Source organism: Pseudomonas sp. FP597 (assembly GCF_030687435.1).
Taxonomy (GTDB): domain Bacteria; phylum Pseudomonadota; class Gammaproteobacteria; order Pseudomonadales; family Pseudomonadaceae; genus Aquipseudomonas; species Aquipseudomonas lactucae.
On record NZ_CP117432.1, the window covers coordinates 2408514 to 2433383 of the forward strand.

14 protein-coding genes and 4 pseudogenes are annotated in these 24870 nt (G+C 54.9%); 12 read left to right on the forward strand and 6 right to left on the reverse strand.

Annotation, left to right across the window (positions count from 1 at the left end; all coding sequences use genetic code 11):
- Positions 1–28: 28 nt before the first annotated feature.
- Positions 29–1432 (forward strand): MFS transporter, encoded by a 1404-nt coding sequence (locus tag PSH66_RS11270; RefSeq protein WP_205489468.1) that lies wholly within the window; start codon positions 29–31, stop codon positions 1430–1432.
- Positions 1433–1508: 76 nt separating this feature from the next.
- Here PSH66_RS11270 and PSH66_RS11275 read toward each other — a convergent pair whose 3' ends face one another.
- Positions 1509–2876 carry an FAD-binding oxidoreductase gene (locus PSH66_RS11275; protein WP_205489467.1) on the reverse strand — a complete coding sequence of 456 codons (1368 nt, stop codon included), beginning with the start codon at positions 2874–2876 and terminating at the stop codon, positions 1509–1511.
- A 609-nt stretch (positions 2877–3485) separates the two neighbouring features.
- Positions 3486–4241, reverse strand: a complete 756-nt coding sequence (locus tag PSH66_RS11280; RefSeq protein WP_205489466.1) for a class II aldolase/adducin family protein — start codon at positions 4239–4241, stop codon at positions 3486–3488.
- 638 nt (positions 4242–4879) lie between these two features.
- Here PSH66_RS11280 and PSH66_RS11285 point away from each other — a divergent pair.
- Positions 4880–6499: a GMC family oxidoreductase gene (locus PSH66_RS11285; protein ID WP_205489465.1), complete on the forward strand. Its 1620-nt coding sequence runs from the start codon at positions 4880–4882 to the stop codon at positions 6497–6499.
- A gap of 518 nt (positions 6500–7017) precedes the next feature.
- On the opposite strand, the pseudogene PSH66_RS11290 reads toward PSH66_RS11285, so the two are convergent.
- Together PSH66_RS11290 and PSH66_RS11295 are read right to left on the reverse strand one after the other, a co-directional pair.
- Positions 7018–7377 (reverse strand): annotated as a pseudogene (locus PSH66_RS11290) (L-serine ammonia-lyase, iron-sulfur-dependent, subunit alpha); the annotation flags it as partial.
- Between the two features lie 464 nt (positions 7378–7841).
- Positions 7842–8084: pseudogene (locus tag PSH66_RS11295) on the reverse strand (MFS transporter); the annotation flags it as partial.
- Positions 8085–8259: 175 nt separating this feature from the next.
- Here PSH66_RS11295 and PSH66_RS11300 point away from each other — a divergent pair.
- Genes PSH66_RS11300 through PSH66_RS11310 form a run of 3 tightly spaced genes read left to right on the forward strand, consistent with a single transcriptional unit; the run spans position 8260 to position 10851 of the window.
- Complete coding sequence (locus tag PSH66_RS11300) at positions 8260–8694, forward strand: nuclear transport factor 2 family protein (protein WP_205489464.1); 435 nt, start codon at positions 8260–8262, stop codon at positions 8692–8694.
- 16 nt (positions 8695–8710) lie between these two features.
- Positions 8711–10198, forward strand: coding sequence for an FAD/NAD(P)-binding protein (locus tag PSH66_RS11305; protein ID WP_305429080.1), 1488 nt, complete (start codon positions 8711–8713; stop codon positions 10196–10198).
- Entirely contained in the window at positions 10195–10851 is a 657-nt protein-coding gene (locus tag PSH66_RS11310) for a glutathione S-transferase family protein (RefSeq protein WP_205489462.1), read from the forward strand. Before PSH66_RS11305 ends, PSH66_RS11310 begins: the two co-directional genes overlap by 4 nt.
- 16 nt (positions 10852–10867) lie before the next feature.
- Here PSH66_RS11310 and PSH66_RS11315 read toward each other — a convergent pair whose 3' ends face one another.
- Positions 10868–11596 (reverse strand): helix-turn-helix transcriptional regulator, encoded by a 729-nt coding sequence (locus PSH66_RS11315; RefSeq protein WP_205489461.1) that lies wholly within the window; start codon positions 11594–11596, stop codon positions 10868–10870.
- Positions 11597–11682: 86 nt separating this feature from the next.
- Between PSH66_RS11315 and PSH66_RS11320 the strand changes: the two genes are divergently transcribed.
- From PSH66_RS11320 to PSH66_RS11350, 7 genes and pseudogenes are all read left to right on the forward strand, one after another.
- Positions 11683–13110 carry an MFS transporter gene (locus tag PSH66_RS11320; protein WP_305429081.1) on the forward strand — a complete coding sequence of 476 codons (1428 nt, stop codon included), beginning with the start codon at positions 11683–11685 and terminating at the stop codon, positions 13108–13110.
- 98 nt (positions 13111–13208) lie between these two features.
- Positions 13209–14552, forward strand: coding sequence for a lysine N(6)-hydroxylase/L-ornithine N(5)-oxygenase family protein (locus tag PSH66_RS11325; RefSeq protein WP_305429083.1), 1344 nt, complete (start codon positions 13209–13211; stop codon positions 14550–14552).
- A gap of 16 nt (positions 14553–14568) precedes the next feature.
- A complete protein-coding gene (locus PSH66_RS11330; RefSeq protein WP_205489459.1) occupies positions 14569–14922 on the forward strand; it encodes a cupin domain-containing protein in 354 nt (117 codons plus the stop codon).
- A gap of 2 nt (positions 14923–14924) precedes the next feature.
- Positions 14925–16046 (forward strand): FAD-binding oxidoreductase, encoded by a 1122-nt coding sequence (locus PSH66_RS11335; protein WP_305429085.1) that lies wholly within the window; start codon positions 14925–14927, stop codon positions 16044–16046.
- 4 nt (positions 16047–16050) lie between these two features.
- Complete coding sequence (locus tag PSH66_RS11340) at positions 16051–17673, forward strand: methionine--tRNA ligase (protein ID WP_205489480.1); 1623 nt, start codon at positions 16051–16053, stop codon at positions 17671–17673.
- A pseudogene (locus PSH66_RS11345) lies at positions 17666–18796 on the forward strand (NAD(P)/FAD-dependent oxidoreductase). Before PSH66_RS11340 ends, PSH66_RS11345 begins: the two are co-directional and overlap by 8 nt.
- A gap of 763 nt (positions 18797–19559) precedes the next feature.
- Positions 19560–24047 (forward strand): RecQ family ATP-dependent DNA helicase, encoded by a 4488-nt coding sequence (locus tag PSH66_RS11350; protein ID WP_305429088.1) that lies wholly within the window; start codon positions 19560–19562, stop codon positions 24045–24047.
- Here the strand turns inward: PSH66_RS11350 and PSH66_RS11355 are convergent.
- Positions 24000–24863 (reverse strand): annotated as a pseudogene (locus PSH66_RS11355) (alpha/beta hydrolase); the annotation flags it as partial. The gene PSH66_RS11350 and the pseudogene PSH66_RS11355 sit on opposite strands and share 48 nt — an antisense overlap.
- Positions 24864–24870 lie beyond the last annotated feature (7 nt).

Below are 24870 nucleotides of genomic sequence, written 5' to 3' on the forward strand. Positions count from 1 at the left end.
GTGGTTATTTCTGCGGAGCGTTAATAAGATGAAACAAAAAGCTAAGCCGTCACGTCCCGTCAATTATGCTTTGTACACCCTCGGTGATTTATCCAGCGGCATCTATGCCGTCGCGCCAGGCATTCTTCTAATGTTTTACATGACCAATATCCTGGGCATTTCCGTGGGCATTGCTACCGCCGCTACGGTCCTGCCCAAATTGGTTGACCTCCTCGCTAGCCCGTTGGTCGGAGGCCTGTCAGATCGCACTTTTACGCGTCTGGGACGCCGACGCCCATATATCTTGTTTGCTGGCTTGGCCCTATTGCCCACGTTCTTTCTGATCTGGGCTGCCCCCGCGAGCTCGTCTCTGGTATCGGCTATTTTCGTGGCTCTAATGTTCAGTCTGTGTTCGTTTTGCTTTGCTTCCTTTCTAGTGCCTTATTGCGCTCTAAATTCCGAGATCGCCGCGACCTACCAAGAGGGCACTGCGCTGACCTCTTATAGAAGCATGTATTCGATGCTGGGTTGCCTATTGGCTGGCGCTGGGGCCCCTTTGGTTGTAGAGCAGTGCGGTGGCGGGAAAGCAGGTTATTTGGCTATGGGAGCCGTCATGGGAGCTATCATGTCCCTGAGTATTTTGACCACCTTCTTTGCGTCGAAAGAGCCTGTTCGCAAGGTCGCGACGGAGAAAATTAGCACCTCTCAACTATGGTTGGCGCTGACTCATAACCGTCCGTTTCTGATATTGTGCGCTGTCTGGCTGCTTCACATGCTTGGTGCGGGCGTAGTGACGGCTGCCCTAGCTTACTATGTGACGTATGTGTTGAATCAGGGCGTAGAGTTTCTTTCGCTGGTGTTCTTTCTTTCGTTTGGTTCGTCGGTTCTTGCCATACCGTTGTTTCTTTATTTGGGCAAGCGGATGAGCAAATATGGCGCGTTCTCTATTGCACTCTTCATGTCCACCATTGCCGGATGCGGGTATCTCTTCCTCGATGCTTCGACACCGGTGGCTATCGTATTAACTGTGGTGGTACTTGCGGGGATGAGCGAGGGCGGCAATCAGGTCTTTTCCTACTCGATGCTGACCGACTGTATTAGGCAGGGCGATATTAGGGCTGACAAGCAACCCCCGGAAGCACTTTTGAGTGGTGTATTCATCGCTATGGAGCGTCTGGGTTTAACCCTGGGCGCGCTGGTCACTGGGGGGTTACTAGCGTCCGGAGGGTTGATCGAGACCCAGGAAGGTATCACTCAACAACCGGGCTCGGCAGTGATGGCCATTACATTGGCCGCTTCGGTGATTCCTGCGGGCTTGAATGCGCTGTCGCTGATTATGTTGTCGTTTTACCGGAGATTTGACCAGCGAGTTGCAGCGAGCGCTGTGGAGAGTGAGCCTGGGGTAGAAAAATTTATCTCCGATATCGCAGGTTGTTCAGCTTCCCGGCCTTGAGTTTGATGCATGTGCGCCCACCTTATCCGGGTGGGCCACAATACTATTAAGTGCGTAGCATTTATGATCGCTAGAGTTATTCGGGATCGAACCGCATACCCAGCTTGGAAGCTTTTTTTCGTACGCCGTACCGCATAACCGAAGATACGCTTTGCACTATTAATGGTGTTATCGCGCGTGGAGGCCAATCGGATTTGTCGCGTTGGACGAACCAGGTCCGCGTATCCGTGCTTTGTAGATCCAATGCCAAGTCTGATAGTGTCTGTCCATTGCGGGCGCCTAAAGGCATTCCGTGCCCCCAGCAGCCGTTGGCGTAAGATATCCGCGGGTCAGAAAGTACGCCTACGTGAGGGATGTAATCCCTAGTAACCGAGATAGGTCCTCCCCAGCTTTGTGCATTGGGTACGCCAGCAAGTTTAGGGAAAAATGTAGCCAGCTGTTTCGGTCCGCAGTTCATAAAGCCGTTACTGAGCTCCGGTGACATTTCATTGCCGGAGGGCGCATGAGTGTAGTAACCACCTACGTATAGAAGACGCCCATCCGCAGTGGGAGCGAACGAATAAAACAGATCCGACAATACATTAACGCCACATCGCCTAGCCCATCCCAATTGCTGCCACTGACTTGCAGATAGCGGTGCCGTCACGTTTGCATATACCATGATGGGCGTTTGGTTACGTTCAAATGCAACATCTTTAAGTCCATGCAAAAGGTGCGAGTAGGCGTTGGTCGCAATCACCAGTTTATTGCAGCGTACGACGCCGCGGCCCGTACGCAAGGTGATGTGCGAGGCGTTGCGCTCAATACTTGCTACCGGGCTCTGTTCGAAAATATTCGTGCCCTGTGTCATGACGACCTGTTTTAAACCTCGAATAAATTTTAGCGGATTAAATTGCCCTCCACGCCGGTCAAATATCGCTGATCCAAAGTGTGCACTGGCAAACTCATTAGCAATATCACACTCAGGAATCGATTCAAGGAATTGGTCTTGGAAAATACTCTGGCTGAACTTCATGTAACTGTTCAGTTTTCCATTGCCCTCGGACTTGAGCCCCATTAATAAATAGCCGGTTAGACTTAGGTCGCAATCAATATTATGCTCGTGGGCCATTGTTTGGATGACATCGATACCCTCATGCACATAGGTGTGGAGCTCGCGGAGCTTATCCGCGCCATAGCGTTTCAATTGTGCCCGGAAATTATTATCTCCAGCGGCTACAATCAATTGGCCGGCGTTCCGGCCGCTGGCACCGTAGCCGATGATTTGTCCTTCCAATAATGCTACCGAGACGTGTGGATCAGTTTTACGCAGGTGATAAGCAGTGGACAGCCCCGTTACTCCGCCGCCTATTATACAAATATCGACCGTTACACTCGTGCTCAAGGCCTCATTAGGTACGTAGGGTTCGGTTGAGCTAAACCAATAAGATAGATTGTCATACATGATTCTAGCATCCTGAGTTATTCTTCAATAGTTGTTATGCTGATGCTTCCATTGTTGGTTGGAGGCGGTTGACGGAGTGGGGCATTTTTCCGTGTGGTCGTTGAGATCACATGGAAGTGCGCTCCCATTATATTTTGTAATTGTCGCGACTACTGAGCCCGTTCAATTCGTTTAGCTTCCAGAATGCATTAGGCCTGAATGGGCGGTGATGTTTCAGTAGCGATATATTATTGATTAAAAACATTGTAGTGGTGTACCTGCAATATCCCTGAGAGGGAGCATGACGTTTGCCACCAGGTTCTAGCACCTAAAGGTCCCTTTAGTCCGTCAGCTTCTATACAGTTATCCGGGCTGCGCAGGTCTATACGTGTGCACAGGCAGTTTTTGTGTGAGCGACTTCTAGTAGGTGATCCAGGTGCACCTTTAGTCATGGGCGACTAACAGCCAAAGCTTCAGATCGACATACACAAGTGTGTGTCTGGTTTTGCCAGAAGTCGAAGGTGTGTAGCTATAAGCATGGCGAATAATACTCAGCTTTATCCAGAGTGGCCGGTGCTTGATGGGCTTGCCCCCATCAAGCGTCGCTGGCCGATTGCCTCTCTCGTTGTGTCAGGTATCGTAACCAGGGTTGGCCGCGTTGAGCTTTCGTAGAAGGGCAGGCCAAACAAGTTTTCCGCCCAACCCCGATGTTTGAGTTTTGGCGGCGGCCATGGCGGTGAGTTTAATCGCTTCCGGGATCATGATTAGCGGACCGCCAGACTGTGCCGACAATTGAATCTGGCAAGCGGTTTCCAGTACATACATGTGCATGAACGCATCCGCTATGCTGGCGCCCACAGCGAGCAAACCATGATTGCGAAGTATCAGGAATTTATTGTTGCCCAGGTCGGCTTGTAGTCTTGGTTTCTCTTCATCGTGTAGCGCGACCCCTTCATATACGTGATAACCCAGTGAACCAAGGACGAAAGTTGACTGTTGTGAGATTGGGAGTAAACCGCATTCCTGTGCGCTGACGGCGATCCCCGCGCGGGTGTGGGTGTGTAAGACGCATTGAGCGTCCTCCCTCGCAGCGTGAACGGCACTATGGATCACAAAACCTGCTCGATTCACTTCAAACGGCGAGTGCCCTATCTTGTTGCCCTCCTGGTCTATGCGTATCAGTGAGGATGCGGTGATTTCCTCGAACATTAGTCCGTAGGGGTTTATCAGAAACTCGTGAGCGGTCCCTGGGAGGCGGGCGCTTATGTGGGTGAACACCAAATCTGTCCAACCATAGAGCGCCACGAGTCGGTAACAAGCCGCAAGATCGCAGCGCAGCTCCCACTCTTCGGGGCTTACGCTGTCTTTGATTGATTGAGTCTGCATTTTTAGTGTCCCCGGGATAATAGAAGCGAAGAAAACCCTGCGGAATCGTCATTACCCCGGTTAGAAAGTCGTGCCAATTCGGGGTTATCTACGTTGTTCGCTAGCAATGTAGCGCCGTAGGTTGTGCGCACGTTGCCGTAACGGCAAAGCGCCGTTCTTGCCAGTGGGGCTGAGAGGGCGTGGCCAGGTTTTCGCCGGTTTAGTGAGTTACCGTAACCTTGGAAGAAATCGCCTGCGCCCAGGTTGTTCCAGTGCGCCACCGTCCTGTTGGCGCAATCTACTTCGTATGGGATGACCCCCACCGATACGATTCTTTGCACCGTTGCTATCTCCTAGATATCTGCGCACAAAATGGATTTTAGTCAGGTTTTATCAGAATATGGTTGATTGGGCAAGCGTGACGGTATTGCACGAGCTGAGGACTTATAGGGCCAAATTCGACATTTTTCCTGTTTTTTTGCCGAATTGCGTTATCGATTCGTTTCCATAGGGATTGTTTAACGCCTTATATCTGACTAAAATCTACTTATGGGCGATGTCTATGATCGTGAAAATCGCCTAACGCTCAAATTCTCAAGTAGATGAGCGTCATTCATCACCCATAAAAATAGCCAACACAATGATCCGAGGGTGTGCCGGTGAGTCAGGACAAGCAGGGGCTGGAAAAATTTGATTACGTCATCGTCGGCGCTGGATCGGCGGGTTGTGTGTTGGCCAATCGGCTCACCCGTGACCCTGCTACGCGCGTTCTTCTTTTGGAGGCTGGCGGATGGGATAAGGATCCTATGATTGCCTTACCTGTGGGAATTCAACCGATGACGGCCAAGCAAGCATATCGTTGGAACGATATGTCGGAGCCGGACGCTGGCCTCAATGGGCGTCGAAATTACGTTCCCCATGGCAAGGTTATTGGTGGTGGATCCTCCATCAATTATATGGCGCACACCCGTTGTCACCCTTCCGATTATGATAATTGGGCTGCGGATGGGGCGACAGGTTGGAGCTACAAGGAGGTGCTACCCTTTTTCAAAGAGTGCGAAACTTGGGCAGGCGGAGGCGATGAATGGCGGGGTGAGGCCGGTGAGCTGGGTGCCATCGCCGGCAAATTGGATGACCCTGTTTATGACGCGTGGTTTGGCTCCTGCCGAGCACTTGGTTATCCGATCACGAATGATCACAACGGTGAGAAACCCGAAGGCATAGGCGTTTTGCAATACACCATCAAGAATGGTCAACGGTCCTCGGCAGCCAAAGCTTTTCTACATCCTGTACTCTCGCGTCCCAATTTAACTGTGCGAACAGACGCGATGGCGAGCCGATTATTATTCGACGGTAAGCGTGCCATCGGCGTGGAATACCTCACGCAAGGACAGCGTTGTACCGTGCACGCCGCACATACAGTGTTAAGCTTGGGTGCAATTAACACACCTCAACTGCTGATGCTTTCGGGCATTGGGCCAGCAGAACATCTCAGCTCGATGGGCATCCAACCCCTCATAGATCTCCCGGTCGGGAAAAATCTGCAAGACCATCTGGCATTCTCAGTCATGTGGGCGCGGAAAAAAACCGGTACGTTGCACCGTTCGTTGAGGCTTGATCGAGCGCTGGTCAATATTTTCCGTGCGTTGGTGTTCCGCAGTGGTCCGTCGTCCTCGTTGCCCGGGGTGATCCTTGGCTTTATCAAGTCCCGAGCCTCTTTAAAAAAGCCTGATTTGCAACTTTACATCCAAATTCCTCCGCCGGAAGCGGATGCTTGGTTTCCAGGGTGGAAGAAGCCTTATCAAGACTGCCTGCAAGTCAAGGTGCAACTAATGGCTTCCGAGAGCAGGGGGGAGATTACGCTGAGGTCGCTGGACCCGAATGATCGTCCGCGCATATTTTACAATTCGCTGTCAGCGCCAGCGGATATCCAAGTGATGCGTGAAGGTTTCAAGCGGGCCTGTGCGCTATTGAGTACGGACGAAATGAAACTGTATCGCGGACAACGGCTTTTGCCGGATCGTGCGCTCAATGATGATGCCGAGATTGATGCATTCATTCGCGAACAAGCATTTCAGCAATACCATCCCGCAGGGACCTGCCGGATGGGCAATGATGAGCGAGCAGTAGTCAATCCGGACCTAAGCGTGCGAGGGCTGGAAGGACTAAGTGTGGTGGATGCTTCGGTTATGCCGACACTGATCTCTGGTAATCCTAACGTACCGATCATGATGATTGCGGCTAAAGTGGCGGCAATGTGGACGCGCGGAAAAGAATAAAACAGGCTTTTCACTTGATGCTCTTGTTTCTTCTATAAGGGCTCCATTAGTTGACTTTCGACTGCTTGATACTACTCGTTGGATTCTTATCAGTCGGTAGTATCAAGCTCTGAAAGCGTCCCGATGTCTCGCCTCGTGTGATTAATCCGGTTTGTCGCCTGTGTGGCACCAACGACCGTTCTCACTCGTTCGCTATGTCGGCATGTGCGTGGTCAGACGCTTAAGATAAGTATGTTAATCATGCTCATTCCGTTGCGCAATTGGCTCAACCTCATAATTATGGCAGCCCGCTGTCCGCGAAGAAGTAATACGGCGATGATCGATATACAAGAGTACCCAGTGAGTTGCTATTTCGGCCAGTCGCGAGCAAAAGCAGCTTTGATCGGATATCGATCTCGCCTTAATTGCTGGGCATTGACGGTGCCTACAGGCATCCGTGGTGTCGCATTAGCTTAATGCGATTTCAATGGCGCCGTCGCAGAAGTAGGCGCCAACTAAGACTTTAGTTTTGGCTATGATCAGCACTCGATCAGATTTACCGCCAGGCCGCCACGTGACGTTTCTTTGTACTTGTCGTGCATATCAGCGCCCGTATCGCGCATGGTTCGAATTACATGATCCAAGGATATAAAGTGATCCCCATCTCCACGAATCGCCATTTGCGCGGCGTTGATCGCTTTTACCGCAGCAATCGCATTTCGCTCGATGCATGGTACTTGTACGAGCCCCCCAACAGGATCACAGGTCAGCCCGAGGTTATGCTCAAGTCCGATCTCTGCTGCATTTTCGACCTGTTCAGGCGTAGCCCCCAGTATCTCTGCAAGACCAGCCGCAGCCATCGCGCAAGCCGAACCGACCTCTCCCTGACATCCGACTGTGGACGCCGGCGCTGAATTGACCCACGAGCTGAAGCTAGACTGACCCACCTCTAAATCTGCACAAATTCCGCATAGGCAATGGTTCGAGAGGAACAGACTGGGTCAGTGATATCTCGGCAACTGGGTCAATTCGGCATCGGTGCCCACACTGTGTCCAGCACGAGGACATCCTGATGGGCGCTCGTCGATTCCTTGATACGAGCTGGGCTAGTACGCATCACAAGGCTCATCATTGAGCTCTAACTTGATTTGTCGTCACTCTCGGGTATCGGCTCTTGGCCGAATGATGTCTATTCGGCTGAGAGATTTAGGTGGGTTCTGATGCCACGAGCCATTCGTATTTCTTTTAGCTGTCCACGCAACAAGTTGTTCATAAAAATTCCCTCGAGCTATCTGGGGAGATTAGCGAAAGCTTAGCGGGGGAAAAATCAGGCACGGTGCTCCGGGTCATTCACTGAGCGTATCACTCCCTCAGCAGTCGCAATCAGTCCCCAGAAGCCCAGCAAGACAGTCGTGGTGACCGCCGAGCTACCGAATGGAACAAGCGCCAGTGCAATCACCGCCATCAAGATTGGGAAAACGACGACGGTTCGATGCAGGCTATTTTTCAAGAGCGCTTCAATCAGGAAGGTTCCCGCAAGGCCCGCCAGAGCCAGGACGAGCAACATCAGCGACAGTATGGAAACACTGACGTGCGTGACTGTTTCGTTAAGTCAAACTGCTGCTTTCTGAAAAGCTTCTGAATGACAACGGTCTGATGCATAGGGCGCAATCAGGCAGCGTTTCGGACGTGACACTTCGGGCCAGGTCGAAACATATAGCCGCCGCAGGCAATTATAGTCTTGCCACCTTACAGCGCTGCCCGTCATCTCAGGAGAGACCATGACCTTGTCCATCGATCCCGGATTAATCCATATCTATGAAACGTGGCACGCAACGGTCCGAGTTCGCGACCTCACTGCGACGGCGGCCCTGTACGGCGAGGACGCGGTATTCGAAACACCACTGGTGCTGGCGGTCTATCCCGACCATGGCAGCGGCATATTAATAGGGCGCGCCACTATACAAAGGTTCATGGAGGACAGTGTGCGTCGATTCCCCAGTGATCTCGCCGAGTGGTATCGCAGTGATAAAGCGTTCATCAACGGCAGGCAACTGACCTGGGAATACCCGCGCAAGACCCCTAAGGGCGAACAGATCGACCTCATGGAAATGATGGAAATCGATAATGGATTGATCACCTGCCACCGTGTGTACTGGGGTTGGTATGGCATACGGTTGCTATTGCCGGCTCTGGCTAAGGCGCAGGCACTCTAGGATGCAGGGGGCAGCTATGCGTCAAAATTCGAGCGGCAAGAAGGTAGCCATTATTGGTGGGGCAGTGACCGGAGTAGCCGCTTTTATCAAGCTTGTACGGTCAGGGACGGTCAGCAGCATCGAGATCATCGACCCCGACGGCATTGCCAACTCGATGGCCTTCAACACGTCCCATGACCTTTTCTTGTGCAACACCTCGGTGCAGACGATGTCGGTTCTTGACGAGGACATGAATGATTTCCTGCATTATCTCCAGGAGAAGGGGATCACTGTCGACGAAGATGCTTTTGTTCCGCGCTCCTGGGTCTCGGATTACCTCAGGGAACGGTATGCCCAGTATCGCGATCTCGCCCAGGTCAGGGGCATCGAGCACAGGGTCATTTGTTCTGCGGTGCGTCGTATCACGGTGATTGCCCAGGGTAACTATCAATTGCAGTTGGACGAAGGAGACGCTATCGAGGCGTCGGACGTGCTGATTTGCACGGGAAATGGCACTGCCTTCGTGCCGCCCCTGGTCAGTGCACACGCCGGTGCGCCAGGTGTTTTTTCCACGCCTTACCCCGCAAAACGCTTGCTTGATTACTTCCAGCGTCCCTCCCGGGTATTGGTCCTGGGCAGCCGGCTTTCGGCGATCGACAGCGCGTTGCTACTGTGCGGAGCCGGCCACCAAGTATTGATGGCCTCGCCATCCGGACGCTTGCCCGGGGTGCGAACGGGCACACCGCGGGTCTGTAAAGTGGCCTTGGATGAAGTGCGTTTTGCGCAGCTAAACCTTGAGAGTCCTCGGTTGTATTGGCATTTACTGCGCATTGTGGCGCGCTCTGCCAAAGCTATCAGTGGCCGCTCGCTACGCGAGCAGGTTGATCGTGCCACTGATCCGACGCAGCGATTGCGTGGCGAAGTGGCCTTGGCCAGCGGTGGCGCGACAGACTGGCAAAACCTTTTGGTGCATTGCATGGATATTGCCGATATGAAGTTGCGCAATGCCCCGCCGACGGTACGGGTTGCCGCCCTGCAAAATTGCTGGGAGGCGGTTGGCCGCTATCTATTTGCCGTACCGTTGCAAACGGCAACCACTTTGCTGCGATTCATTGATGAAAGTCTCCTGCAACTTGCCACGCAAGTGCCGCAGAAACTTGAGTGGCAGGGCAATTGGCAGGTTTACGACAGCCATGATGGTATTGAAGAGGTGGATGCCGTGGTATGCGCCACCGGTTTTCACAAACAGCACTTCCATGCCACCCACGATGGCCTTGAATTGCAGGTGGACCCGTTGCTGCCGTGCACGCCGCCTTATGTATCGGCGCAGCTGCAAGTCAGCCTGCCAGGATCCAGCCATCCCGAAAGAGTCTGGATGCTGGGTGTGGCCTCCTATCTCGCGGCACCCATGGTCAACTCGGTTTACCAATCAGTGCGCCAAGCCAGCGAGACAGCGCAGATGATTAGTGACTTGCAAGACAGTACAAGGCCAATGGATCAGTGCGCACTGGGGGCAACAGTATGAAGGTGTATGGCGACAGAGGTTCGAGCAATACCCGTCGCGTGCTGGCGACGGCCGCTTACCTGGGCCTGGAAGTGGAGTTCGTCTTCCTCGATCTGTTCAGCGGACAGAACCGCACGCCGCAGTATCTGGCGCTCAATCCGAACGGCACGATCCCGACATTCGTCGACGGCGATGTGGTGTTGTTCGAGGCCTCTGCGATCATGATTTACTTGGCAGAGAAGGTGGGGGCGCCCTTGTTGCCTGCGGGCAACGCGAAGTACGAAACCCTAAAGTGGATGTTCTGGGCTGCCGAGCATTTCCGCCGTGGGCCAACGGTATTGATTGAGCAACGTTTCATGGAACGTCTCAAAGGGCATGTCGAGGATGAGTCGCTGGTTGGGGAAGCATTGCGTGCAATCAATCGCTATACCTCTGTTTTGAATGAGCATCTGCGCACTCGGCAATTCGTGGTGGGTGATTCACTTACGCTGGCGGATTTCGATCTGGCCGCACCGTTGAGCCATATCCCCCGCACCCAGGCTCCCTTTCTTGAGTACCCCAACGTTGCTGCGTGGTATGAGCGAGTGAACAACATTGCGGCGTGGCAGGCGACGGGGCTGGATCAAGAGCGCCGCATCCACGAAATCGAAAGGTTTTTTTCGCCTGCGCAGTAGTTTGCATAGCCGGTTTTCAGGCGGAAACAAGCGGACGCGCCAGCGTTTCAAGATCATGCAAGTGTTGAAATCCCAAATGGTGCTTGAGCGCTCTCCAGCCATCACCGGTAATGGTCACGGCGCGAGTGCCTGTGGATCGGCGCATCCAGCCCAGGTTGCAGAAGGTATCCAGCAGGTGTGCACCCAGCGGTCCGGCTATGTGGTGCTGCCTTTCGGTCCAGTCCAGGCATCGGCGAGCCTGGCTATGAGCTTCGAAACACAGCTCGCCGTGGTCCAGATTGAGGGATTGCATCCATTCAATGCCGCGAGGGGTAGGCGCATATTCACGCTCATTGCATTCGACGATGAACTCGCGCTCCAGCATGCCTTGAGCCACCGCGACGCCAACTTGACCGGCCAGATGATCGTAGCAGCAACGGGCAAAACGCAATTCATGGGCGGCGCGATTGGGCAGGCTGCTCCAGGAACTGGTTTGTGGGGAGACGGCTGCAAGGCTTTCCAATACGTGGGAAACGTCGGGGCCTGCCAATTGATAAAAACGGTTGCGCCCCTTTATCTCAACAGTCAGCAGTCCGCCATCGAGCAGTTTTGCCAAGTGCGAACTGGCGGTTTGTGGTGTGACACCGGCGGCGTCCGCCAGTGCGCTGGCTGACAACGAGCCACCATCGGACAGGGTGATCAGGATGACCGCCCGCACGGGTTCGGCGATTAAGTAGGCGATGGAAGAAATCTTGGGCTGGGTCATTCCTTTGAACTCCCTGGGTGTGTCGGATCACCTCGGTTTTCAGCATGACATAATTAGACACACTTCGACACGCCCCGAAACATTTTTTGCAAAAAGCTGCTTATAGTCAATCCGCCGTCAGTGAAAGGAAATGCGTAGTCATGGAAATCAAGAGTCGCTACCAACGACAGGTTCTGATCGCTACAAGCCTCAGTTACGTCGTTGTCATTCTCGATACGTCAATCGTCAACGTGGCACTGGAATCCATTTCTAAGACATTTGATTCAGATATCACCGGGCTGCAGTGGGTGATCAACGCTTATACCTTGACGTTCGCCAGTTTACTGCTGACGGGCGGTTTATTGGGCGACCGTTGCGGGGCAAGAAAGATCTACGGCCTTGGTCTGGTCTTGTTTGCAGTTGCTTCTGCATTATGTGGTCTGGCAACTGACCTGCTTCAATTGGTCGCTGCCCGAGTGCTGCAGGGGGTGGGTGCGTCCATGTTGGTGCCGTGCTCACTGATGCTGATCAACAATGCCTACCCGAAGACCCATCAACGGGCGAGTGCCATCGGTGTCTGGGCAGGTTGTGGTGGGATTGCCATGGCGGCCGGGCCTCTTGTAGGCGGCGTGCTGATCGAGCTGTTTGGCTGGCGCAGTATTTTTTTGATCAATGTGCCCATCGCTTTGGTCGGCGTATGGCTGACGTCACGTATTCCTCCTTCGCCTCCATTGGCACCCAATCGCCATCTGGACTTCACCGGCCAGGTCGCCGCCATCGTCGCCCTGGCCACTTCGGTGGCAGTGCTGATCGAAGGGGCAAAGCTTGGGTGGAATTCTGAATGGGTGTATGCGGGCATAATCCTGGCCTGTGCAGCCTGGTGCGTATTCCTGGTGACCGAAAGCCGGCATAAGGATCCGATGCTGCCGTTGCACTATTTCCGCAACCCGGTGTTCACAGGTGCAACCTTTCTGTCGTTGATTTCCGCGCTGGTGTTCTACGGCCTGTTCTTTCTGTTGAGCCTGTATTTCCAGACGAATCGCGGATGGTCGCCCCTGGATACCGGATTGGCGTTCCTGCCCTTGACGGCGATGGTCACTCTCGGCAGTTTCACCTGCGGCCGGTTGACCCGTGCCTATGGGCCCCGAGCTGTGCTATGCACCGGGTTTGGGTTATACGCCTTGGGATTCATCGGACTGTTCGCCCTTGCCAATGACGCGCTGTACTGGCGGATCGCACTGTGTTACCCAGCCGTGGGGTTTGGCGCCGGGATCATCACCCCGGCCGCCACTTCGGCACTTATGAGCGTGGTTGACCGTGCCAAGGCAGGGGTGGCGGCCGGCACGCTCAATGCCAGCCGACAGAGTGGTTCCGCGTTCGGCGTCGCGATATTCGGCGCGTTGCTGACCTCGATCCAACCGCTCAACGAGGCCATTTATATCGCAGTCAGCGTTGCGATTGGCCTGTCGTTGCTGGCCATGGCGGTGTCCGCATTGGTACTGAAAACACCGGCGCCCCAAACCGTGGGAAGTTGATTTACCTTCACCTGTAAACAGAAGTCGCTCAGCACGCGTCTGCGAAGGTCGTGAGGCGTTGCTGCACCTGAAAAACATCATCACTAGGGATAATGATCATGATCTTGCACTCTGCGGCTGAAGTAATAGATCTGGCGGGTATCGGTATTGGGCCAGCCAATTTGAGCCTGGCTGCGCTGGCTCAACCGTATCCGAAAAAAATAACGGCTAAGTTCTTTGAGCGCAGCGGCGAATTTCAGTGGCACTCCGGGATGATGGTGCCTGAGGCGATGTTGCAAGTTCACTACCTCAAAGACCTGGTCAGTCTTGTGGACCCGTCCAATCCATTTTCATTTCTTGCCTATCTCGCCAAGAAAAAGCAGCTGCTGAGTTTTATCAACGCCAATTTTGATCAAGTGCTCAGGCGCGAATTCAACCAGTATTACCGTTGGGCCAGCAGCCAATTGCCAAGTCTGCAATTCAATAGCGACGTGCGCTCAGTTGAATTTGAAAATGGTCTGTTTATGCTCAAGGGCGACCATTGGGTCCAGCCGGCACGCAACCTGGTGCTGGGCACCGGACAGCAGCCGTTGGTACCGGAATGCGCGAAACCTTTTGTCGGGGACACGCTTTTTCATTCGTCGCAATATATGACCCGTAGTCCCTCCCTCCAGGACAAGCGCGTGGTGATAATCGGTGGCGGCCAGACCGGGGCGGAGATCATCCAGCACCTGCTGTCCGATACCAGCGCGCTGCCAGCCAGTGTGACCTGGGTCTCGCGGCGCTGGAATTTTTCCCCGTTGGATGAGTCGCCTTTCACCAACGAGCTGTACACCCCGCAGTACAGCGATCACTTCTTCGAGTTGCCCCAGCACGTACGCCAGCCACTGCTGGCCGAACAGAAGCTGGCCAGTGACGGCATTTCGCAATCGCTATTGCAGTCTATTTATCGGCGTATGTACGAACTTCAAAACGTGTTGCAGCACCCCTGCAAGATCCGTCTATTGCCGGGCCGCGAGCTGACGGCTATTCACCAGCGCCACAATCATTGGAGCCTGGCGATGATCCATGGGCACAGTCAGGTGCGCGAAGAACTGAGCGCTGACACTGCAGTGCTGTGTACGGGCTACGCCTATCAGGTGCCTGAATGCCTGGCCGCGCTTGAGTCACGAATTACCAGGCGTGAGGGCGAATACGTGGTCAAGGATGACTATTCCATCGCGTGGGATGGCCCCGAGGGTTCGGCCATTTATGTGCAAAACGCCGCCCGCAGTCAAAGGGGCATTGCCGACCCGAACCTGGGGTTAATCCCTTGGCGTTGCGCGAAAATCATCAACAGCATTTGCGGGCAAGCCCTCTATGACCTTGTCGAACCTGAGGCTTTTGTTCAATGGGGAGCAAGTGAGGTCTTTGATGAGGTCACGGATGCCCGCCTTGACCGCCTGAGTGCGGTGGCCAACTAGATCCAGGAGCTTATCAATGGACCCGATAACGCTAACCTCCAAGGGCAATGCCCCGGTGATTCGCGAAACCGAAGAACAGGTCACACAGCAAGGCGTACGTCTGTTCATGCACAACTACGCTGGCAAACTGGCCAACGCGCCCGTGCTGTCGTCACGTTTCACCCTTGATGCTGGTTGCGGGACCGAGGAAGACCAGCACGCCGTCAGTGAGATCTGGTTCATTTCTCAAGGTGATCTGGATGTCTTCTATGACGGCATCTGGCACAGGGTGAAAAACGGCGAGAGCCTTTATTTTTCCCCCTTTAAGCCGCACTTTGCACGCAATAACGGCGCGGGCCAAGTTCAGGTATTTTCAGTGTGGTGGGCATGAGCATGACGCAAGATTTCGATCTAGTGATCATCGGTGGCGGCATTATTGGTGCTTGGACCCTGCATCATGCAGTGCAGCGCTACCCCGACTGGAAAATCCTGTTGATTGACCGCTACCGGATCGGCGACGGTGCGACGTCTCACTCGGCGGGCGTGCTGCTTGCGACCGGAAGATCGGAGCGCGAACGTCGGCTAGCCGGGCAGAGTGCAAGGCTTTACCGGGCGTTTCGTGACCGGTTTTCAATCCGTACCACGCAAGCGCCGGTGTTTTGGCTCGCCGATGGCGAGTTTGCGGCCGATATCCAGCGTGCGGTAGTCGATTTCGACGTCAAGTTTGCCGATGTATCGGCGCTTGCGTTGGGCGAACGCCTGGGGTCAAGGCTCAATGTCGACGCCGCGCAAAGCCTTTTGAGTGGCGGTTCAGCCGAAAGCTACGAGCCGCCTTTGATCGCGCGGATGTTGATTAGTCACAGCCTTGCATCGGCTAATGTCAGCTGTATCGAAGGGCTGGGCGTCAGCCATATCGATAACGTCGACAGCGGGACGACGCGGCTCACCTTGTCAGACGATTCCATCATCTATGCCCAGCGAACCCTTGTAGCAATGGGCCCTTGGATCAACGAGTCCCCCTTTGGGTCGATTGCCGCCCAACACGGGCTTCGGGTCAAGAAGGTGGTGGCCTTGCATATAGACGGTGCTCCACCTCGTGATGCAGCGGCATTGTTTCTCCCACAGTCCGATTCCTACCTGATGCCGCTTGCGGCGCGTAATCAATGGTTGTTCAGCTTTCGCTGCGATGAGTGGGACGTTGCGCCGCGCAAACATCAACTGGAGATCAACGACCACGATGTTCAGGTGGCTAAAACCGTCCTGGCGAGGTATCTGCCCGACCTCGTTGGTCGGTGTCGGGGAGGGCGGGTGTTCTGCGACAGCTACAGCCTTGGCGGCGAATCCCTGGTGACTCTGGACTGCGCGACCAATGTGGTCGTTGCCGGTGCCGGCAGCGGAGCGGGATTTCGCTTGGCCCCCGGGATTGCCAGCGAGGCCCTTGAGTTGATCGTCGCCCATCGTCCCGACCGTGTCACTGCGCGTGGCCAAACACATCTGCCTGTTTCTATGGACTGAAAAGATGATGCCTATCACTGCAAAAAAATTCTTCCTGATGCCGATTCCGCCGACCCCAAATGGTCGGCTTCACTTGGGACACATTGCCGGGCCTTATCTGCGCTTGGATATGCTGGGTCGCTACCTGCGGACCCAGGGCCACAATGTCGACGTAGTATCGGCGGTCGACGGCTTTGACTCCTATGTGCTCTGGAAGGGCTTGCAAGAGCAGCGCGCGCCAGAAGAGGTTGTTCGCGACTATCACCGGCAGATTGCAAACGATCTGCGGGCAATGGATGTGCAGGTCGACGACTTTCTGGATCTGGTACAAGGCCCTTATGCCCAACGTCACGCCCGCAATGCTCAGCGCACTGTGGAGCGTCTGGTGGCGTCGGGTGTCACTGAAACGGTGACTGAACGGGTACTGTATTGCCCTGAAACCAGCCGCTATTTGGCCGGCGCTTGGTTGCTGGGGCGGTGCCCATACTGCCAGACAGATGCCGGTGGTTACTTCTGCGAAGCCTGTGGTGCGCTGTTCCGTCCGGAAGCCATGCTCAATCCTCAGCCGCGTATGGGCGACAGCCCCCTGAAATGGGTCGAGGTAGAGAGTCTATTTCTGAAGGTAGCGAATCCGGACAGCCTGCTGCGGCGTATGCATGCATCGGGCGCGCCGCCGTCGATTATCGAGGTGATTTCACGGTTTCTGGAACGGGAAAACAATTTGATCCGCCTGACCGCACCGGGTGACTGGGGCGTCGCCTGGAGCCCGGATCGCTTTGCCAACCCCAGGGTTTTGTTTGAGTCTGGCTGGGAATATGCGTTGACCTGCGCCGATCGTTCCCTGGAGAAAGATCCTGATCACGGCCAGGCTATGCTGTGCAACAGCGATGTCACGACATTGGTCAGTTTCGGTATCGACAATGCGGTGTTATTGCTGGCCGGTAGTGTCGCAGTCATGGACGCTCTGCAGGATCACCAGTCGTTTGATTACGTTCTTACTAACTATTTCTACAAGTTGCAGGGCACTAAGTTTTCCACCAGCCGCCTGCATGTGATCTGGGCCGCTGACATTGTGGAAAAGACCCCAGCCAGCAGTGACGGCGTGCGGTATTTCCTGTGTCGCGAAAGCCCTGAAAAGGGCGAAACAAACTTCGCTGTAGAAGAGTTTGTCGAGGTGGTCAACGTGGACTTGGCAGGGGCGCTCGACGGCCGAATCGACATGGCGTTAGCCAGCATCGGTGCCGGGCAAATGCTGACGGTCCCATCGGCGTTGCGGCCGGCTCTTGAGACGGCTGTCGCCCAGTTGGATCAAGCATTCCAACTGGATGCGGTTTCGGTGCGCAATGCCTGGGAAGTGCTGCACCAGTGGATGCAGCGACCGGACCTGGATGTCATGCAGCAGGAGCAAGCCTATACCTGGCTCAAAGGTTTGGCTTACCTGGGGGCGCCGATCATGCCGCGACTGTCCGAGTATCTGTGGCAATGTTTGGGCCATGATGGATTACCGGCCCTGCAGTCGTTGTTCGCCACATCGCAGCCTCGAGAGTCCACCCTGTCACGTAGCCATTTCCTGCCGCTGTCCCCTGCATTGTTGCAGCCTTGCTTGCCACATAGCTTGGTTCTTGAGCGCACGACCAACGATGCATGAATATGCCGATGTAATCGTGATAGGCGCCGGGACGACCGGCTGCAGCATTGCCTGGCATCTGGTACAGGCTGGACTTTCAGTTCGCCTTCTGGACAAAGGTGCAATTGCCTCGGGGTCTTCAGGCGCTTCGCCGGGGATCGTGCGCCAGTACTATGCCGACCCGGCACTGAGCCAGTTGGCAGGCCAGGGCGTACGGGATTACCGTGATTGGTCGCAACACTATCCGGGGGAGTGCGGCTATCGACCAACAGGGTTCTTGACCGCGATTTCCAGGCAAGAGCAACAGACGACCGAGGCTAATGTTGCGCTATTGCAAGCGCATGGGGCTGCGGTGCGATGGCTATCACCGGCCGAGGCGCAAGTGCTGGTTCCTGACCTGCGGACGGATGGCCTGGTAGGAGTGGTGCATGAGCCTGATGCTGGATATTGTGACCCGATTCGGACCGCCCAAAGTTTCGCGACAGGCGCGCGCAGCGGCGGCGCGGTAATCGAAGAGGGCCGGGCAGTAAGACGGATTATCTGCCGGGCGGGGCGAGTGGCCGGGGTACAAACGGACAGCGGGTTTATCGCCAGCAGTTATGTTGTCAATGCCGCCGGACCTTGGGCGGCCGTGCTGGCGACGGATTGCAGGGTGCCGCTGCCAATCAGCGCCACGCGACAATGTGTGGGCATTGTCACCGTGGCGTCCCCAGATCAAGATCAGCTTATGCCGGGATACGGTGATCGCAGCGCGGGGTTCTACCTACGTCCGGACAGTCCGGGAACCTACTTCATCGGCTCGTTGCTGGCATCCGATAGTTATGCAATCGACCCGGACGCTTTTGATCGCAGCATGAGTAACGCCACTGTGTGTAGTTATCGAGATAGGGCCGTAACACGATTGGGGAGACTGGAAGGCGCGTAACCCTTAGGGCGTCGAGTGTCGTTTTTTGACAGCACACCCGATGGTAACCCGATTGTCGGTGCCGACCCGCGAATGCCTGGATTGATCGTGGCGGCCGGGCTCAGCGGGCATGGTTTCAAATTTGCCCCGCTGTTTGGGCAGGGCATTGCGCATTGGGTGATGAAAGGACAGGTGCCCCAGTCATTGGCGCTTTTCGCGATGGAGCGATTCCTGCGGTAGCGCTGACTGACACTAGAGTGGAGAGCGACCTTTTGATGAGCTTGCGGATACGCAATCTTTCAAGTTGTTGGGGTCCCCAAAAAACATTACCTCGAATCAGGTGGTCCCTTGAATGCATGCAGAAAGAATTGGGCCATGACTTTATCTACTGATCTGGATTGGCTGGGGCATCCGCATTTCCGTCGGACGTTGACCGTTCTGAATAGACAAAAGCTAAACTCTCTGGCTGATTTGACGAATATCCGGTTTTGGCTATGGATTAAACCGGTCAATACAACAAATCTGATAAATCGTTTAGCGGGCGTTTTGTAGTTTAGTATTTTTCGAGGGCGGCTATTTGTAAGCGTTCGGTGAAGTCACCTTGATTCGGGCTGTGCGCTCGAAAATCTCGACAGCTCGTTGTTTCAGAGTGCCTGATAATTCGTATGGGCGAGTATTTGAGGCAATTATCAATCAGCCGAACGCCCTAGGTGAACTTTATGACATCCGTCACCTAAAACTACGCAACTTGGTGAACCGGTTCTGACGGGGACGAAAGCAGCTACTTGCTCGGCTTCGATACTTTCTCGCTCAGATTGTAAATGCCCATCTTGGGAAGAAAGACAATGCCGACGCTATCCGCACTAGTTCCCGCTCCTATGCCTCGATATCCATCGCCGACCTGCATCATGCGTCTCACTGCGACCGCGGACACCTATCTGTGCTGGCCATTTGCCGTTAAAGTGACGAAAGCCAAGTGGTTTTTTGCAAGGATGCTGTTCGAATGGTTTCAATGACTCTACCTACAAGCCTGATTTTTGACCTAGAAGTCGTCCCCGGCAGAGCCAATCAACCTGATCGCATTTTTATGATTGGCGCGATGCGTCCTGACACGGGAGAGGAGCTCGAGCATAAAGTCGACAAGGATCTGCCCGCTGCCCTTGAGGTCTTAGAACGCTTAGGGCAGGGCGCTAGTTTTGTGCTCGGCCATAACGTCATTGACCATGACTTGCCGATACTCCAAGAGCAAGCTGCGCATCTCGCCTTACATCAGTTGCCGGTGATCGACACCCTGCGCCTATCGCCGTTAGCTTTTCCGCAGAACCCGTATCACCGTTTGGTCAAAGACTACAAACTCATTCGTGACAGCCTTAACTCTCCGCTGTCCGATTGCCGCTCGACCCTGACACTATTCAATGACCAGCGCCGGGCATTTGAAGAACTGAGCATTAAGCACCAGGCAGAACTGCTCTGCTACCAAGCGCTGCTCGCCCCAACGCCGAAGAGCGACCTGGGCGCGCTCTTCTCCTCGATCACTGGCCAGGAGCCTAGCCTCACAGAGTTGCGCAGTTTGATTCCCGAGCTGCTTAGGGAAACCGACCCGGACCTGAAGCGCACTTCCAAAGTCTGCAGCACCAGACTGAATCAATTGCTGGAAGCCGACCTTATGGACGAGAGTCTCCATTGGCCATTAGCTTATGCGCTGGCCTGGCTGCGCGTCTCGGGCGGCAACTCGGTTCTAGCACCCTGGGTGCGCCACCAATTTCCAGCAACCGGTAAATTGATTGCCGAGCTGCGTGACGTCCCCTGCGGAGGAAGCCACTGCGGCTACTGCAGCACTACTCATGACCCCCGCCACGAGCTCAGGCGCTACTTCGCTCCAATTCAGGAGTTTCGGACTGAACCGGACGGGCGCCCTTTACAGCATGACGTGGTACTGGCGGGTATGCAGGGAAAGCACGTGCTCGCAATTCTCGCGACAGGGGGTGGAAAATCCCTGTGCTACCAGTTGCCCGCTCTGAACCGCTTTCACCGCAACGGCAGCCTGACAGTAATCATTTCGCCATTGCAGTCGCTGATGAAGGATCAGGTCGACGGCCTTCTTGGTCGCAACGTCCAATGTGCAGCGACCTTGAACGGCCTGTTAACCATGCCTGAACGAGCCGAGGTGTTGGAGAAGATCCAGTTAGGGGATGTAGGCATTCTGCTGGTCTCGCCCGAGCAGTTTCGCAACATGGCCTTTCGCCGCGCGATCTCCCAGCGTCAGGTCGGTGCCTGGATCTTCGACGAAGCGCATTGCTTGTCCAAATGGGGCGCAGATTTTCGCCCGGATTACCTCTATGTCTCGCGTTTCATCAAGCAGTTCACGGGGGACGGTCCGCTCGCCGCGATCGGCTGCTTTACAGCTACTGCCAAGCCTGACGTGATTGAGGACATTGAGCAGCACTTTGAAGAGCAACTGGGCATCTCCCTTAAGCATTTCATCGGTACTCACGAGCGTACCAATCTGCACTTCGAAGTCTTGCCTTGTACCCGGTCAGAGAAGTGTCACCACACTCAGGCATTACTTGAGGAAGAGCTAGGCGGTAGCGAGGGCGGCGCCGTGGTATTCGTGTCTAGCCGCAAAGGTGCTGAAGAACTCGCGGAGTTTTTAATCGGCCATGGCTGGGCCTGCAAGCATTTTCACGCTGGGCTGGAGCCACACGACAAGAAGGACATTCAGGACGCTTTCAAGGCCGGGGAGCTGAAGATTATTGTGGCCACCAATGCTTTTGGCATGGGCGTAGACAAATCTGATATTCGCCTAGTGGTACATGCTGATATCCCGGGATCGCTGGAGAACTACTTGCAGGAAGCTGGCCGCGCTGGGCGCGATCAAGGGCAGGCTCGATGCGTGCTCCTGTATGACGCTCAGGACATCGAGAACCAGTTCGGAATGTGCGAGGGATCGAAGCTGACTCTGCGTGATATCCAACAGATCCTGCGCAAACTGCGCAAGGAGAGCGACCGACGCAAGGGCGGCCGGCTCGTCATCACTGCCGGTGAAGTATTGATGGACGAACAGGTCGATACTAGCTTTGAGGCCGGGGAACGCGATGCTGAAACCAAGGTCGTCACGGCTGTGTCCTGGCTTGAGCGCGGGCAGTTTTTAAAGAGGGAGGAAAATCAGACCCAAATCTTTCCGGCAAGCCTGAAGCTGACTAAGGTAGAGGCCGACAAGCGTCTGGCCACCGCCAAATTGCCGGCCAGACGGCTGGGAGAATTTAAGGCTATTCTGAGTTATCTGTACGAGGCGAGTGTTGATGAGCGCATCAACACTGATGCCTTGATGGCACTTACCAGTCTCACGTCAGAAGAAGTCACTGCGACACTGCGTCAGATGGAGAACTTGGGGATTTTAGTCAACGACTCTAAGCTCACTTTGTATGTTCGGCATGGCGTCGTGTTTCCTTCCACCCAACGTCTGCAAGCCACCTTAAAGCTAGAATCTGCCTTGTTTGACCTGTTACAGGAATTGGCACCGGAGGCCGAGAACGGCGAGTGGCAGGATCTTAATGTGCCGCTGTTGACCTCGACGCTCAAAATAGCTTCCGACAACAAAGATTTGATACCGCTGCACGTCTTGCGACTGCTGCGCAGTCTGGCCCAGGATCACGACAGCGAGAGTCAACTGCGTAGCAGTTTCGAACTGCGTCAGATCACTCAGGATTTCCTCAAGTTACGTGTCCGCGTGGGGTATAGCTGGAGAGGTATTCAAGGATTAGGCGAGCGCCGACGTGCGTTAGCTGCCGTAGTACTCGCGTTTTTAATTGGCAAACTGCCACCGGGTTCACGAAACAAAGATCTGTTGGTCGACACCACATTCGGCGAACTTATAGGTCTGATTGATCAGGATCTTGAACTGCGCTCCAGAATCCCCGAGTCGCAGCGCCGTAAAGCTATTGAACACGTGCTGCTGTACCTGCACAAGCAGGACGTGCTAACGCTGAACCACGGCATGACCGTTATGCGTCGCGCTATGACGATTGAAGTTGAGCCGGAAAAGCGTACCGGCTACCTTAAGGATGACCACCAGCGCCTTGATGAGCATTACCGAGAAAAACGTATTCAGGTTCACGTCATGCGCGAGTATGCCGAGGTTGGGCTCGACTCGATGCGAGAGGCCAGCGACCTCGTTCAGCATTATTTCACACTAGCCAAACAGGAGTTCATTCGTCGCTACTTTGTAGGTCGCGAGGAGGTGCTTAAGCTAGCCACGAGTGAAGAGTCCTGGCGTAGCATTGTCGAGAGGCTCAGCGCTGCCCAGCGGGTTATTGTGTCCGACGACGATGACGTGAATCGTCTGATTCTGGCGGGTCCAGGGTCAGGTAAGACTCGCGTGATCGTGCATCGTATCGCTTATCTATTGCGAGTTCGGCGTGTGCCGGCGCGCTGCATCGTGGCTCTGACCTTCAACCGTCATGCGGCAAACGAGATCAAGCAGCGCCTGCTTAAGCTGGTTGGTCCCGATGCTTTTGGGGTCAACGTGATGACTTATCACCGCATGGCGATGCGCCTTACAGGTACTCGCTTCGAACAAGGCGAAACGGTCGAGGAAGGGCGTCTGGCTCAGGTGATGGGAGAGGCTGTTGAGCTGCTCGAAGGCAAGCGGCGGGTAGAAGGCGAGGACGATCTACGCGAGCAACTGATGCGAGGTTACCGCTACATCCTCGTCGACGAATACCAAGACATTGACGACCTGCAGTATCGACTCGTGAGTGCTTTGGCCGGGCGTAAGGCCGAAGAAGAAGGGCGCCTGTGCATTTTGGCGGTAGGTGACGACGATCAGAACATCTATGCCTGGCGTGATACCAATAATCGCTACATAGAGCGCTTTCGCGAGGAATACTCGGCCACAAAGAACTATCTGGTCGACAACTATCGCTCCAGCGGCCGCATCATCAATGCGGCTAACAGGGTCATTGGTCGCAATCCTGATCGCCTCAAAAAAGAGCACCCGATTCAGATCGATACTATTCGCCGCGCACTGCCGAAGGGCGGCGATTGGGAGACTCTGGACCTTGAGCGGGCTGGGCGTGTGCTTCGCCTGAGGATAGAGGCTGAGGGGCACGCCCGGGCGAACGTGCAGGCCCAGGCTGCTGTGGCTGAGCTGCAGCGTCTGCTCAGTTTGGACAGCGAGGATTGGCATGGGTGTGCGGTGTTGGCCCGTACCCACCAGTACCTGTTGCCCCTTCAGGCCTGGTGTGAAGCTCACGGCGTTCCGTATTGCCTTGCCGCCGACAAGGAAGGTGTCTTACCTCTGACCGCTCAGCGAGGCTTCGTGCAGGCTGTTGAAATACTACGAGGAATTACCGAGCCGCTGAGTGCTTCCGAGACATGGACATACATGAGTGAAAAGCAGCTCGGGCCAGAATGGTATGACATCTTGCTCACCGCCTTTGGTCATATGCGGTACGCCTGGGTAAACATGAAGTTCCATTGGCACGCCTGAACGCGAAAGCTTTAACGCGAAGTCCACGTCTTCCTCCAAAAACAGATCCAAGGCTCCGACGCCTATAAAACTTCGCGGCAGACCGCGCAGATCGGGCGCCAGCGCAGCGGAAAAAAGGTATGCATGGTCGTCGCCAAGGTCATACTTACCTCGCATGCATTGCCAGCAGAACTGGTTCTCTTTGCGCTGCCAATTCAACGTTCCGGTAGTGGGATTAGCAACGGGGGCGACACTCGAGCCGGTTCTATGATCTAGCATCGGATAAACCAATAGCAGGCCGGCAAGTGAGTGCTGTCCCCGCTCTCGAACCAGCAGTGCCAATGCGGCGGCCAGTCCGCCGCCTGCGCTGTGGCCCATGACTACAACTTTTTGTGGATCAACGCCAAGTGAAACGCTTTGGCTGAAAAGCCAGGTCAGCGCGGTATAGCAATCTTGCAGTGGGATCGGAAAGGGATACTCCGGCGCCAGCTTGTAATCGACCGCAACGATCACCGCTTCAAGCGCTTCAGCGAGGTCGGCCAGATAATCGTCGACCATCTCCGGGCTTCCCAGCACGAAACCTCCTCCGTGCAGGTACAAAATGACCGGCAGTGCCTGATTTTCAATGACTGGATAGGGGCGGTAGATGCACACACGTACTCTGCAACCGCTCGGCGTGCCGGTTGTCCATCGTTGTTCGCAGCGTTCCAGGTGAGGGGGAGGGTTGTCGGCGCTGATTCGCGCTCGAATGCCGGGAAGCGTTGCGAACGTCCATTCACTTGGTGGTTTTTCCAGAAAAAATGCGTAAGAAGGGTCGAGCAGGCTTTCAATGTTCAAGCGTATT